The sequence below is a fragment of the Massilia sp. 01N417 genome (genome assembly GCF_056399645.1).
Genome location: NZ_JBFTRS010000029.1, coordinates 33,856 through 47,060, shown reverse-complemented (window position 1 = coordinate 47,060; position 13,205 = coordinate 33,856). Strand labels below are relative to the sequence as shown.

Sequence of the window (13,205 nt, the reverse complement as noted above, 5' to 3'; positions counted from 1 at the left end):
GGAATTTTAGTACATCTTATTCTGCGTCAGTCCGTAACATATTACTCAACTATGGCACGTTGTGTGCATATTATTTTTTGTTTTTAGCAATTTTTTCGCTTGTCATTCATGAGCCACGATATTTACCTCGACGCCAACGCCACTTCGCCCGTGCTGCCGGCCGCCGCCAGCGCCGCGCTGGAGACGATGCAGGCCTGCTTCGGCAATCCGAGCAGCAGCCATGCGACCGGCCTGCGCGCCAAGGCCATCCTCGACGCCGCGCGTGCGCGTGCGCGCCGCGTGCTGGGCGCCGGTGCCGGACGCGTGCTGTTCACCAGCGGCGCCACCGAGGGCATCCAGACCGCGGTGCTGTCGGCGCTGTGTGCGATCCGCGAACGGCGTGCGGCGGGCGAGGAATGTGGCGACCTGCTGATCTATGGCGCCACCGAGCACAAGGCGGTGTCCGAAAGCCTGGCGCACTGGAACCGCCTGCTCGGGACCAGGCTGACCCTGTGCGCGCTGCCGGTCGACGGCTTCGGCCGCCATCGCCTGGACCTGCTGCGCGAACTGGCGCCGCGCGCGGCGATGGTCTGCACCATGGCCGCCAACAACGAAACCGGCACCGTCTCCGACCTCGAGGGCATCGCCGCCGTGCTGGCCGAGCGTGCGCCGCGCGCGTTCTGGATGGTCGACTGCGTGCAGGCCCTCGGCAAGCTGCCGCTGAATCTGGCCGGCAGCCGCATCGACTACGCCCCGTTTTCCGGCCACAAGCTGTATGCGCCGAAGGGCATCGGCATGCTGTACGTGAAGGAGGGCACGCCCTACACGCCGCTGATCATCGGCGGCGGCCAGGAAGCGGGCCAGCGCTCGGGCACCGAGAACATGGCCGGCATCGCGGCGCTCGGCGCCGTGCTGGAAGCATTGGAAACGGGCGGCACCTTCCGCGGCCATGCCGAACTGGCGGCGATGCGCGACCGGGTCGCGGCCAGCCTGGCCGAGGCCTTCCCGGGCATCGTGTTCAACACGCCTTTCGAACTGGCGCTGCCGACCACCCTGAACTTCGCGGTGCCGGACATGGCGAGCAAGGAGCTGCTCGACCTGTTCGACGCCGCCGGCATGCGCGTCAGCGCCGGTTCCGCCTGTTCGGCGGCGAAGGCCGCGCCCAGCTACGTGCTGGAAGCGATGGGCCTGCCGGCCTGGCGCACCAGCGGCGCCGTGCGCTTGTCCTTCGGGCCGCTGGCCACCGATGAATTCATCGATGAAGCCTGCGCGCGGATCCGCCGCTGCGGCCAGGCGGCGCGGCGCCCGGCGCTGGCGTCGTCGAGCCTCAGCGGCGAGCGCCGCGGCCTGCTGCAGGTGAGCTGCGAGGGCCGCCACGGCTGGATCCTGTTCAACCTGGAAGCCGGCGCCTGCGTGGCGATCGATCCGCCGGCCGGCATGGCGGCGCGGATCGCGGCCCAGATCCGCGACAGCGGCCTACGCACCCTGGCCGTGCTGGGAACCGACGGCGGCGCGGACGGCGACCCCCGCGCCGTGCTGCGCGCGACCCTCGGCCTGGATGCCTGCGAGCCGGGCGCGCTCGGCTGGCCGCGCGAAGGCGGCGCGGTGACCCTGGCCGACGGCAGTGCCGCGCCGGCGCTTGCGCTGGGCGATGAAGTGCTGGTACGGCTGGCGGACCGGGACGGGCGCGGCGCCGCCTATCTGCTGGGCCGCGCGCAGGAAGGCCGGCTCGAGGCGGCGGCGGTGCGCCTGGCCTTCATCGGCGGGATCGCGATGGACGGCGCCGATGCGCGGGAGCTGGCGGGACTGATCGACGGCGCCACGGTGCTGTGCCACGGGGCCGACGTCGGCGGCGCGCCCTGCACCACGCTACAGGCGGCACCGGCCGGCGAGCTGCGCCAGCTGGCGCCGCAGCAGCTGGACGCCTTCCTGCGCAGCCACGAGGATGCGCTGCTGGTCGACGTGCGCGAAGCCTGCGAACTGGAAGCCGGCGGCATGCGGCTGCAGGGCCGTGCCGCGCAGGCGCTGCCGATGTCGCGCCTGGCCGAACACCTGGGCCAGCTGCTGGCGGCGCCGCGGCGTCCGCTGGTCTTCGTCTGCCGCAGCGGCAACCGCAGCGCGCGGGCAGCGCTGTGCCTGCAGCGCCTGGGCCATGCCGAGGCCTGGAGCCTGAGCGGGGGCCTGGCCTTGGCCGGATCGGAGGCCTAGTCTCGTTGACACTGCGGCGTGCGCGCCACAGGCCCCTGCCGGCCGGGCCGGCTTCCGGCTACACTAGCGTCAACCCGGCTTGCCGATAACCCATCCGACAGAGAAAAACAATGAGTGAACGTACGAGTGCCGCGTCCCTGGCCGCCACAGTTGCCGCAGTTGCCGTCCTGGCGGCCAGCGTGGCGCCGCCGGCCGCCGCCGCCGACTGGAGCGACACGGCGATCAGCTGGCGCTATGGCCAGCGCTTCCGCGAGCCCTTCAACCCTTCCGACATCAAGAAGAACATCTTCGCGCTGACCCACGCCAGCGGCTACAAGTACGGCTCGAACTACTTCAACGTCGACCTGCTGCAGTCCGACAGCAACGATCCCGGTTCCCTGAACCAGCTAGATGGCGCCCAGGAAGCCTACGTCGTCTACCGCCACACGCTCGACATCGGCGCCCTGCGCGGCGCGCCGATCGCCTACGGCCCGGTGAAGGGACTGGGCCTGGTGCTGGGCTTCGACTGGAACACCAAGAACGACGTCGGCTACAACTCGCGCAAGCGCATGCTGGTGGCCGGCCCGACCCTGATGTGGGACGTGCCGGGCTTCCTCAGCACCGGCATCCTGCTGCTCCGCGAGAGCAATGCGCCGAGCGGCGCCTTCCCGCCGATCTCGGAAGTCCGCGGCCGCTACACCTACGACTACCACCCGATGTTCTCGGCCAGCTGGGGCATCCCGGTGCCGGAGAGCTGGATGCCGGGATGGTCCTTCGAGGGCTACCTGAACTACATCGCCGCCAAGGGCCGCGACGAAGTCGGCAACGGCACCGGCGCCGAGACCAATCTCGACATGCAGCTGATGTACGACCTCGGCAGCCGCTTCGGCCAGCCGAAGAACCGCTTCCGCGTCGGCCTCGAATACCAGTTCTGGAACAACAAATTCGGCAACACCGCGGCCACCACCGGCAACCGCGGCCAGCGCGCCAGCACGCCGATGGTGCGCGCCGAATACCACTTCTGATCCTCAGCGCGTCAACGGGGTATCCGCCTTCTTCAGCGTCCGCAGAACGAAGCTCGATTTGCTGTGGCGGATACCCGGTATCTTGTACAGCTGCTCCCTCAGCAGCCTTTCGTAGTCGCGCGTGTCCTTGACCGCGATCCGGATGAAGTAATCGTAGTCGCCCGAAATCAGGAAGGCTTCCAGGACTTCGGGAATGGACTCCAGCGCCTGCGCAAACTCGTTCAGGGTCTCCTGGCTGTGGCTGCCCAGGGTCACCTGCACGATCACCGTGTCCTGGTAGCCGATCTGGGCCAGGTCCACTTTCACCGTATAGCCCTGGATGGCGCCGGAGTCGGTCATGCGCTTGATGCGGTTCCAGCAGGAGGTGGTCGACAGCCCCACCGCCTTGCCGATCTCCTGCAGCGGCGTGCGTGAGTCCTCGAGAAGGATGCGCAGGATCGCCTGGTCTTGCTGGTCGAAAAATTTTCCGTTGAAGTCGCCAGTTTCCATAAATTTTTCCATATTTCCACGAATATTGTGGAAATTATGAAGCACTTTCAGGGGGTGCGTCGATAAAATTTAAGGATGAGAACTTCTTCCGCAGACCCCACCCAGACCGGCGCGCAGCTGCTGTTGCGTGCCCTGATCGACGCCGGTGTCGACACCGTCTTCGGCTATCCCGGCGGCGCCGTGCTGCCTCTCTACGATGCCTTGTACCTCGAACCGCGGCTGCGCCATGTGCTCGTCAGGCACGAGCAGGCGGCGGTGCATGCCGCCGAGGGCTATGCCAGGTCGACCGGCCGCCTGGGCGTCGTGTTCGTGACCTCGGGACCCGGCATGGCCAACACCACCTCCGGGCTGCTCGACGCCCTGTGCGACTCGGTTCCGGTGCTGTGCATCAGCGGCCAGGTCGCCACAAACCTGATCGGCACGAACGCCTTCCAGGAGTGCGATGCGCTCGGCATCTCGCGCACCGTCACCAAATGGAATGCCCAGGTCCGCAGCGCAGACGAGATCGTGGACATCGTCGGCGCCGCGGTGCGGCAGGCGACCCGGGGCCGCCCCGGTCCGGTGCTGGTCGATGTGCCGAAGGATGTCCAGCTGCAGGCAGTCCCGGTATCCGCATCGCGCTCGATGGCCGCAAGTCCGCCGTCCCGTGTGCCGGAGATCCCGGGGGCGCTGCTGGAGCAGGCGGCCAGGCTGATCGCCGCATCGAGCCGTCCCATCTTTTACGGCGGCGGAGGCTTGACCGCTTCCGGCAGCGCGGCCTGCACCACCTTCGCGGACCTCGTGCGCAGGAAAAACGCGCCATGCACGCTGACCCTGATGGGACTCGGGGCCTTTCCCGCATCGGATCCGCGATGGCTGGGCATGCTCGGCATGCACGGCACGCTGGAAGCCAACCTGGCGATGCACGGGGCCGACCTGGTGGTCTGCGTGGGTGCGCGTTTCGACGACCGGGTCACCGGCAAGCTCGAACACTTCTGTCCGGACGCGCGCATCGTCCACATCGACATCGATCCGGCCTCGATCGGCAAGATCGTGCGCGCCGACGTCGGCCTGGTGGGCGATTGCCACGCGGTGCTGGCGGCCCTGGAGCGGGAGCTCGCCGCCATGCAGGCCGAGGTCGCGCCCACGGACGCGTGGTGGCAGCGCATCCAGGCCTGGCGGGACGTGGACTGCCTCGGCGTTGCCGCCACCTCGCCGACGATCGTTCCCCAGCAATTGATGAAGACCCTGGCCGGTGCGCTGGCCGGACGGGATGCCATCGTCTCCACGGACGTCGGCCAGCACCAGATGTGGGCGGCGCAATACCTGCCCTTCGATGCGCCGCGGCGCTGGCTGACCTCGGGCGGCGCGGGGACGATGGGCTACGGCATCCCGGCCGCGATCGGCGCCCAGATCGCGCATCCGGAAAAGACGGTCGTGTGCGTGAGCGGCGACGCCTCGATCCTGATGAACATCCAGGAACTCGCCACCGCCGTGCAGCATCGCTGTCCGATCAAGGTCGTGCTGTCGAATAACGCCTGCATGGGCATGGTCCGGCAATGGCAGGAGCTGCACCACGGCGCCCGCTACAGCCACAGTTATGCGGAGGCCTTGCCGGACTTCCTGGCGCTGGCGCGCGCCTTCGGATGGCAGGCCCGCCGGGTATCCAGGGCGGACGAACTCGACGAGGCGATGGCCGAGTGCATGTCGGCGGACGGTCCTTTCCTGCTCGACGTGGTGGTCGAACAGGCCGAGAACTGCTTCCCCATGATTCCGGCCGGCCGCGGACACCACGAAGTCATGCTGTCGAAAGACCGGACCTACGAAAGCGGCCGATGACGGCCGATTATCTAAAGCGAATCCTCGACGCACAGGTGTATGAGGTCGCGGGCGTGACGCCGCTGGACATGCTGCCCTCGCTCTCCCAGCGCCTGGGCAACAGCATCCGCCTCAAGCGCGAAGACATGCAGAGCGTCTTCAGCTTCAAGCTGCGCGGCGCCTACAACAAGATGGCCAGGCTGTCGCCGGCGCAGCGCCGGCGCGGCGTGATCTGCGCATCCGCCGGCAATCATGCCCAGGGCGTGGCGCTGGCGGCGGCCCGGCTGGGTTGCCGGGCACTGATCGTGATGCCGACCACCACGCCGAGGATCAAGATCGATGCGGTGGCACGGCGCGGCGGGCCCTGCGTCGACATCGTCCTGCACGGGATCTCCTATACCGATGCCCACGACCACGCGGCCGCGCTCGAAAAAGAGCGGGGACTCACCTTCGTCCATCCTTTCGACGATCCCGATGTGATCGCCGGCCAGGGGACGATCGGCATGGAGATCCTGCACCAGCATAGGGAGCCGATCCATGCGATCTTCGTCGCCATCGGCGGCGGCGGGCTGGTCGCCGGCATCGGCGCTTACGTCAAGGCCTGCCGGCCCGGCATCAGGATCGTCGGCGTGCAGACCGTCGATTCCGATGCGATGGCGCGCAGCCTGGCGGCGGGCGAGCGCATCGCGCTGCCGGAGGTCGGCCTGTTCTCCGACGGGACCGCGGTCCGTCTGGTCGGCGAAGAGACCTTCCGCATCGCCAGGCAGGTCGTGGACGAGATCGTCCTGGTCGGTACCGACGAGGTTTGCGCGGCCATCAAGGAGATATTCCAGGAGACGCGCAGCGTGCTCGAGCCGGCCGGCGCCCTCGCGGTGGCCGGACTGCAGGCCTATGTGAAACGCGCCGCGCTGGCTGGAACGCCGGTCCGGGACCAGACCCTGGTGGCGGTCGCCGGCGGCGCCAACATCGACTTCGACCGCCTGGGCTTCGTGGCCGAGCGCGGACTTCATGTTTGAACACAAGCCAAGCCACACGGACCAAGGCGCCAGCTCAGCCGTGGAAGCACTGCAAACCATCTATCCCGCCTGGCTTTATTTTTGTCAATTATTTAATAACAATTTAATATCGTTATGATCCAGGGATCAAGATGACAGGGTGATGCAATTGCAAAAATTGCATCATGAAAACCTCATCCCTTATCCCCGCCCTGGCCTGGTCCCGCTGCTTCGTCTTCGCAGCGGCCAGCTTCTTCCACCTTCCTGCCGCTGCCGCCCCGGTGCAGCGCATTGAACCAGCCCCGCACGAGCACCAGGAATTCGAGGCGACCCTGGAGGCGCCCTATCGAGGCGAAGCCCGCGGCGCCGAATCGCGCACCTTCCGGCTGTCCTTCGACTATCCCGGCCTGCAGGGCCGCCGCAGCGTGCACTGGCGCCTCGAGTTGATGGCGCCCAACGGCCGCGACGTAGCGCGCTGGCAGGGACAGGCGATCCTGACGGGGCGCCCGGTCGACGTGCCGGTGCGCTGGCAGGGCAAGTTGGCGAAGGGGCTGCCCGCGCCAGGCGTGTATCGGGTGCGCCTGCGCGCCACGGCCGGGGATGAAGCGGTCGAGCAGTCCTGGGACATCGCCGTCGGCAACCCGCCGGCGCCCGCGTTGCCGGCCTTTTCGCCCATGCCGGGCCGGCGCAGGGTGCTGCAGGCGGCGCCGGCGGCGGGCGCGCTGCCGTTCACGGTCTATTACGGCAACCYGCACAGCCAGACCAGCCACAGCGACGGCGGCGCCGCCATCGACAACTGCAGGGGCGCCCAGGACCCGCAGACCGCGCCCTTCGGCCCGGACACCGCCTTTCCCTACGCCCGCGAACACGGCCTGGACATGCTGATGGTCTCCGAGCACAACCACATGTACGACGGCTCGGACGGTACCAGGCTCGATGCCGATCCGGCCGCGGCCAGGGCGCTGTACCAGTCCGGCCTCGGGATGGCGCGCGCGTTCAATGAGCGGCATCCGGACTTCCTGGCCCTGTACGGCATGGAGTGGGGCGTGATCAGCAACGGCGGCCACCTGAACATCTTCAACAGCGACGAGCTGCTCGGCTGGGAAAAGAACGGCAAGGGCGAGCTGCTGGCCGACACGCTCAGCAGCCGCAGCGACTACGGCGCGCTGTACACGCTGATGCGAAAGCAGGGCTGGATCGGCCAGTTCAACCACCCGGCGCTGAAGGGCCAGTTCAAGGTCGGCGGCGTGCCGCTGGCCTGGACGGCGGATGGCGACGAGGCGATGGCGCTGTGCGAAGTGATGAACACCTCGGCCTTCTCCACCAACGACAAGGAGGGCGAGACCCGCCGCAGCAATTTCGAGGCGGCCTGCAACAAGCTGCTGGAAGCGGGCTACCACGTGGCCTTCAGCAGCAACCAGGACAACCACTGCGCCAATTGGGGTAGCTCGTACACCAACCGCACCGCGGTACTGGTGCCGAACGGCGTGCCGCTGACCCGCGACAGCTTCGTCGACGCCCTCAGGGCGCGGCGCGTGTTCGCGACCATGGACAAGGCATCGCAGATCGTATTGACCGCCAACGGCCACCTGATGGGCGAGCGCATCGACAACCGCGGACCGCTCCAGCTGTCGGTGCAGTTCGCGAACGATGCCGGGCGGCGCGCGGCCACGGTGGCGATCATGGAAGGGGTGCCGGGCCGGAACGGCAACGTGAGCCGGCTGGCGGCGCAGGCGAGCGTCACGCTGACGCCATCGCCGGGGCCGCATTTCTACTATGCGAAGCTGACCCAGGACGACGGCAAGGTGCTGTGGTCGGCGCCGGTGTGGGTCAACCAGCGGAACGATTAAAAGCCGAGATTCTTCCCGAGCCCGAACAGGGTCGCAAGGCCCAGCACCACGAAGATCAGGGCCGCGATGCCGTGCACGAGCTTGAGCGGCACGCGGCCGGCGATGCGGTCGCCGAAGTACACGGCCGGCACGTTCGCCAGCATCATGCCCAGGGTGGTGCCGGCCACTACCGCCACCGCGGAGGGATAGCGCGCGGCCAGCGCCACCGTCGCCACCTGGGTCTTGTCGCCCATCTCGGCCAGGAAGAAGGCCAGCACGGTGGTGAGGAAGACGCCGAAGCGCGCCGGCGTCGCCTCGTTCTCGTCGATGTCGTCCGGGACCATGATCCAGGCCGCCATGCCGATGAAGGCCAGGCCCAGCACCCAGCGCATCACCTCGGGGCCGAGCAGCTTGCTGACCAGCGCGCCGACCGCGGCGGCAAAGGCGTGGTTGGCGATGGTGGCGACGAAGATGCCGAAGACGATGGGCAGCGGGCGGCGGAAGCGCGCGGCCAGCAGGAAGGCCAGCAACTGGGTCTTGTCGCCGATTTCGGCGAGGGCGACGATGCCGGTGGAAACGAGGAAGGCGTCCATTGAAGCGACAGGGCGGGGAAAGGCAAAGGCGCGATCATAGCAGAGGCGGATGGCGGCTACCTATCGGGATGGGTTTCGAAGTGCTATCCTGCTTGCGCCTGAATTCAGCTTCCGATCATCACGCCAAGGAATCCCACAAGTGCACTCCATGAACCGCATCGCAGCAGCCCTCCTGATCGCATTCTCCGGCGCCGCCCTGGCGCAAGTTCCCGCCACCGTCCCGGCTTCCGTGCCCGCCGCCAGCAGCGCGGCGCCGCTCCAGCTGAACCACCTCGACGCCGACGTCGAACGCGTCATGAAGCAGTTCGACGTGCCGGGCATCGCCATCGCCATCGTGAAGGACGGCCAGGTGCTGGCCACGCGCGGCTTCGGCGTGCGCAAGCTGGGCGCCCCGGAAAAAGTCGACGGCAAGACCCTGTTCGAAGTCGCCTCGAATTCGAAGGCCTTCACGGCCGCGGCGCTGGCGATGCTGGTCGACGAGGGCAAGCTGGCCTGGGACGATCCGGTCACCAAGCACCTGCCGGACTTCCAGATGTACGATGCCTACGTCACCCACGAGATGACGGTGCGCGACCTGCTGACCCACCGCAGCGGCCTGGGGCTGGGCGCGGGCGACCTGCTGTGGTGGCCGACCACCGGCTTCTCGACCGACGAGATCATCCACAAGCTGCGCTTCATCCAGCCGGCGACCAGCTTCCGCAGCAGCTACGCCTACGACAACCTGCTGTACATCGTGGCCGGCAAGATCATCGCCGCGAAATCCGGCAAGAGCTGGGGCGAGACCATCCGCGAACGCATCCTGACCCCGGTCGGCATGGCCACCACGACCACCAGCCTGCTCGAGAATGAAGGCAACCCGAACGTCGCCAACGCCCACAGCAAGATCAACGACAAGATCGCCGCCGTGAAGTCGATGCCGGTACCGAACGCGGTCGGCGCGGTCGGCATCAACACCAACGCCGAAGACATCGCGCGCTGGATGAACGTGCTGCTGGCGCAGGGCAAGCTGGGCACCGGCGCCGACGGCAAGGAAACGCGCCTGTACAGCGCCAAGCAGGCGCGCGAACTGTGGACCGCGCAGACCCCGATGCGCATCGGCGAGCCGAATCCCAAGCTGGCCGCTACCAAGCCGAACTTCGCGGCCTACGGCCTCGGCTTCCAGCTGCGCGACTACCACGGCAGGCTGCTGGCCATGCACAGCGGCGCGCTGCAGGGCTTCTACTCGAAGGTGGTCCTGGTGCCGGAAGAGAAGCTGGGCATCGCCATCCTCACCAATGCCGAAAGCGGCGGCTCGCTGAACGCGCTGCAGTGGCAGCTGCTGGGCCGCCTGGTGGACCGCGACGACAAGACCGACTGGATCGGCGCCGTCGCCGCCGTCGAGGACGAGATGCATGCCAAGGAAAAGGCGCGCCTGGCCAAGAACAGCGCGGCCCGCGCGGCGAAATCCCAGCCTTCGCTGCCGCGCACCGCCTACGACGGCGACTATCAGGACCCGTGGTACGGCATCGCCACCATCAAGCACGTCGGCGGCAAGCAGATCCTGTCGCTGACGCGCACGCCGGACCTGACCGGGGAACTGGAGCACTTCCAGCACGACACCTTCATCGTGCGCTGGAAGGAGCGCAACTTCAACGCCGACGCCTACGTGACCTTCGCGCTGAACCCGGACGGCAGCATCGAGCGCATGAAGATGCAGCCGATTTCCACCGAGACCGACTTCAGCTATGACTTCCAGGATTTGAACTTTACGCCGGTGAAAAAATAAGGATCAGATCGGCGGCACCGGATTGAACCCCGAAATCGCCCGGTATTTCCCATCGCTGTAGCGCAGCACCTGGCGCTGGTCGATGGCGCTGGGTGGCGCGGCGTGGGATTCGGCGCGGCTGATCGCGCCCTGGTAGCGGATCACGAGGTCGCCCGGCTGCTCGCGCGAGGGTTCGATGCTCCAGTCGCTTTCGATGGCGTAGCAGTCGTGGCCGTCGGGCGGGATGCGGTCGTCGTCCGGGTGCGTGTCCTGCGGGTGCGGCTTGATCAGCGGCTGCAGGCGGCGCATGCAGTCGCCGGTACTGTCAACGTTGATGCCCGACAGCGCCATCTCGACCGCCGCTTCGTGGCGCACCGTGCCCTTGTCCAGTTCGTACAGCGACATCCAGGTGCCGCAATAGCCTTGCCAGCAGCTGCCGTATTCCACCGCGATTCCCTGGCGCTGGCCTGACAGCGGCACCGCGCGCACATTGGCCTCACCGAAGAAGCCGCGCAGCGCGAATACGCCCTGGCGGCCCACGAGCTTCCATTGGCCGCCGCTCTGCTCGAACTGGTAGGCGGCCAGCGCCATCGGCGTCGTATGGTTGACCGCGGGCGTGCTGCCTTCTTGCGACGGCACCAGGCCGGCGATCAGGGTCAGGTGCGAGGCATCGGTGCGCAGCAGCAGCCGTGGTTCGGCGACTACCCGGTTGGTTCCCGCGGTCCAGCCGCCGTGGCCGGCCTTGCGGGACACGCCGGGCAGGCGCGGCAGGCTGACGTTCACGACCCGGCCCGCCGGGTTGTCGCTCCAGCCCGGGAAGGCCAGCGCCGCCAGCCTGGCCGGCGTCACGCCGGGAGCGGGATCGGCCGCCGCCTGCGGCGATGCCGCCAGCGCCAGGCCGGTCGCCGGCGCCAGGCCCAGCCAGGCCATCCGCTGCAGGAAGGATGCTCGCATGCTCAGATCTTCTTGCCGTTCCAGATATCCATCATGTCGGCCGATCCCTGGGAACGGATGCCGTTGTCGGACAGGATTCCCTCGGTGGCGGCCACCATCTCCTTGCGCGGCAAGACCATGGTCTCGCCCTCGCGCTGGTCGAAGCGCAGCACCACCATGTCGTCCTTCAGGTCGCGCAGCAGGGCCACCAGGTGGCGCAGGCTGCGCACCGGCACGCCGTTCACCGACTCGACCACCGCGCCCATGCGGTTGCTGTAGCCGGCCACCAGCTTGTGCGGGAAGAAGGGGGAGCTGATCACCACCAGTTCCTCGTGCTGGGCGTCGGGCGAATCGCCGCGGCGCGTGACCAGCGGACTGGCGTTGAAACTGAAGCCGTTCAGCGCGGCCGCGTTGGCGGCGATGAAGGACAGGTACTCCGCGGTGGCGCGCGTGAACACGATCGGGCCGTACACGAAATACGACGGATAGCCGCCGGCCAGGTCCGGGATCAGCAGCTGGCGCGCGCCGCCGACCGGTACCTGCACCTGCATGGTCTTGCCGCCGCGGACGATGGTCAGCGGCACCTTGCCGTCCTTCGCCACCTGCTGCACGCGGTACTGGAAGCGCACGCGCAGGTTGGGGCCCAGCTTGACCATGCCCTGGTTATCGACCGGATGCTCGCCGATGCGGGTGATGACGTCCCATTCCTTCAGCGGATAGCCGGCGTCGCTGCGCGCGGGGCGGTGCACGACCGCGCCCTCGACCGACTTGTCGAGCTTGAGGTACTGGCGCAGCACCGGGTTCTCCAGCGTCTGCACGCTGTCGAGCAGCAGCGGCTTGCCGTCGTAGCGGCCGTCGGCGACGTCGCTCAGGAACAGCTCGATCTCCTCGTTCGGGATCACGTAGCCGATGTTGTTGGCGCCGGCCACGCCGGAGAAGGCCAGGCCGATCATCTTGTCGCCGGCGATCACCGGGCCGCCGCTGTTGCCGGGATTGATCGGGGCGTCGATCTGCACCCGCAGGCCGGCGTTGCCGAAGCCGTAGGGGACGAACTCGACGCGCGAGACGATGCCCTTGGTGATCGACAGCGAGTTGCCGCCGACCGGATAGCCGTAGGCGAACACCTGCTCGCGCACGTCCGGCAGCACGCTGGCGCGCGGCAGCGCGGGGTGCTTGTCGAAGTAGGACTCGTCGTCGAGCTTGAGCAGGGCCAGGTCCATGCCGCGCGCCACCGCCACCACCGTGGCGCCGACCTTGTCGCCGTCCTGGCTGGCCTGGATCTCGACCTGGCTGGCGTAGCCGACCACGTGGGCATTCGTGAGAATCCGCTTGCCCTCAATGATCACGCCCGAGCCGGTGACGTCCTGCGGCGTGGCTTTGGTCCAGGGTTTATACGGGTCGGGCCGGCGCAAGGTCGAGAAGATCTTGACGACCGAATTTTCGACGCGGGATGGAATGGCGGATTTGGTCGGTGCGGCCTTCGCATCGAGGTCCTGGGCCTGGACCATCGCGCAGGCGGCGGCAAGCGCTGCGGCGGCAGCGAGTCGGAAAAGTGTCATGCGTCTCTTTGAATCGGAAAGATTGCTGAGCGAATATACACCGTGGCGAAGCGTGAAAGTTCACAAATACTCACC

9 protein-coding genes and 1 pseudogene are annotated in these 13,205 nt (G+C 67.7%); 6 read left to right on the top strand and 4 right to left on the bottom strand.

Going from position 1 to position 13,205, the window contains the following annotated elements; all coding sequences use genetic code 11:
• The first annotated feature begins 108 nt into the window (after positions 1-108).
• Complete coding sequence (locus AC1DOQ_RS24285) at positions 109-2,187, top strand: aminotransferase class V-fold PLP-dependent enzyme (RefSeq protein WP_477370078.1); 2,079 nt, start codon at positions 109-111, stop codon at positions 2,185-2,187.
• A 110-nt stretch (positions 2,188-2,297) separates the two neighbouring features.
• Entirely contained in the window at positions 2,298-3,191 is an 894-nt protein-coding gene (locus AC1DOQ_RS24280; protein WP_477370075.1) for an outer envelope protein, read from the top strand.
• Between the two features lie 3 nt (positions 3,192-3,194).
• Here AC1DOQ_RS24280 and AC1DOQ_RS24275 read toward each other — a convergent pair whose 3' ends face one another.
• Positions 3,195-3,680, bottom strand: a complete 486-nt coding sequence (locus AC1DOQ_RS24275; protein ID WP_477370072.1) for an Lrp/AsnC family transcriptional regulator — start codon at positions 3,678-3,680, stop codon at positions 3,195-3,197.
• A 75-nt stretch (positions 3,681-3,755) separates the two neighbouring features.
• Here AC1DOQ_RS24275 and ilvB point away from each other — a divergent pair, with 75 nt between their 5' ends.
• The 3 genes and pseudogenes from ilvB to AC1DOQ_RS24260 all read left to right on the top strand — a co-directional run bounded on the left by ilvB (position 3,756) and on the right by AC1DOQ_RS24260 (position 8,322).
• Positions 3,756-5,498, top strand: coding sequence for a biosynthetic-type acetolactate synthase large subunit (ilvB, locus tag AC1DOQ_RS24270; RefSeq protein WP_477370069.1), 1,743 nt, complete (start codon positions 3,756-3,758; stop codon positions 5,496-5,498).
• Positions 5,495-6,478 (top strand): annotated as a pseudogene (gene ilvA / locus AC1DOQ_RS24265) (threonine ammonia-lyase, biosynthetic); the annotation flags it as partial. The gene ilvB and the pseudogene ilvA, both read left to right, overlap by 4 nt.
• 179 nt (positions 6,479-6,657) lie before the next feature.
• Positions 6,658-8,322 (top strand): CehA/McbA family metallohydrolase, encoded by a 1,665-nt coding sequence (locus tag AC1DOQ_RS24260; protein ID WP_477370066.1) that lies wholly within the window; start codon positions 6,658-6,660, stop codon positions 8,320-8,322.
• Here the strand turns inward: AC1DOQ_RS24260 and AC1DOQ_RS24255 are convergent.
• Complete coding sequence (locus tag AC1DOQ_RS24255) at positions 8,319-8,894, bottom strand: TMEM165/GDT1 family protein (RefSeq protein ID WP_477370063.1); 576 nt, start codon at positions 8,892-8,894, stop codon at positions 8,319-8,321. The genes AC1DOQ_RS24260 and AC1DOQ_RS24255 overlap by 4 nt on opposite strands.
• A gap of 148 nt (positions 8,895-9,042) precedes the next feature.
• On the opposite strand from AC1DOQ_RS24255, the gene AC1DOQ_RS24250 reads away from it, so the two are divergent.
• Positions 9,043-10,659, top strand: a complete 1,617-nt coding sequence (locus AC1DOQ_RS24250) for a serine hydrolase (protein ID WP_477370060.1) — start codon at positions 9,043-9,045, stop codon at positions 10,657-10,659.
• Between the two features lie 3 nt (positions 10,660-10,662).
• Here the strand turns inward: AC1DOQ_RS24250 and AC1DOQ_RS24245 are convergent, their stop codons facing one another.
• Positions 10,663-11,592, bottom strand: a complete 930-nt coding sequence (locus AC1DOQ_RS24245) for a hypothetical protein (protein ID WP_477370057.1) — start codon at positions 11,590-11,592, stop codon at positions 10,663-10,665.
• A gap of 2 nt (positions 11,593-11,594) precedes the next feature.
• A complete protein-coding gene (locus AC1DOQ_RS24240) occupies positions 11,595-13,130 on the bottom strand; it encodes a S1C family serine protease (RefSeq protein ID WP_477370054.1) in 1,536 nt (511 codons plus the stop codon).
• Positions 13,131-13,205: the final 75 nt, after the last annotated feature.

What these genes read in the sequence shown, in the direction of transcription:
- AC1DOQ_RS24285 (WP_477370078.1), top strand. Translation starts at nt 109, where the DNA reads ATGAGCCACGATATTTACCTCGACGCCAACGCCACTTCGCCCGTGCTG.
- AC1DOQ_RS24280 (WP_477370075.1), top strand. Translation starts at nt 2,298, where the DNA reads ATGAGTGAACGTACGAGTGCCGCGTCCCTGGCCGCCACAGTTGCCGCA.
- AC1DOQ_RS24275 (WP_477370072.1), bottom strand. Translation starts at nt 3,680, where the DNA reads ATGGAAACTGGCGACTTCAACGGAAAATTTTTCGACCAGCAAGACCAG.
- ilvB (WP_477370069.1), top strand. Translation starts at nt 3,756, where the DNA reads ATGAGAACTTCTTCCGCAGACCCCACCCAGACCGGCGCGCAGCTGCTG.
- AC1DOQ_RS24255 (WP_477370063.1), bottom strand. Translation starts at nt 8,894, where the DNA reads ATGGACGCCTTCCTCGTTTCCACCGGCATCGTCGCCCTCGCCGAAATC.
- AC1DOQ_RS24250 (WP_477370060.1), top strand. Translation starts at nt 9,043, where the DNA reads ATGAACCGCATCGCAGCAGCCCTCCTGATCGCATTCTCCGGCGCCGCC.
- AC1DOQ_RS24245 (WP_477370057.1), bottom strand. Translation starts at nt 11,592, where the DNA reads ATGCGAGCATCCTTCCTGCAGCGGATGGCCTGGCTGGGCCTGGCGCCG.
- AC1DOQ_RS24240 (WP_477370054.1), bottom strand. Translation starts at nt 13,130, where the DNA reads ATGACACTTTTCCGACTCGCTGCCGCCGCAGCGCTTGCCGCCGCCTGC.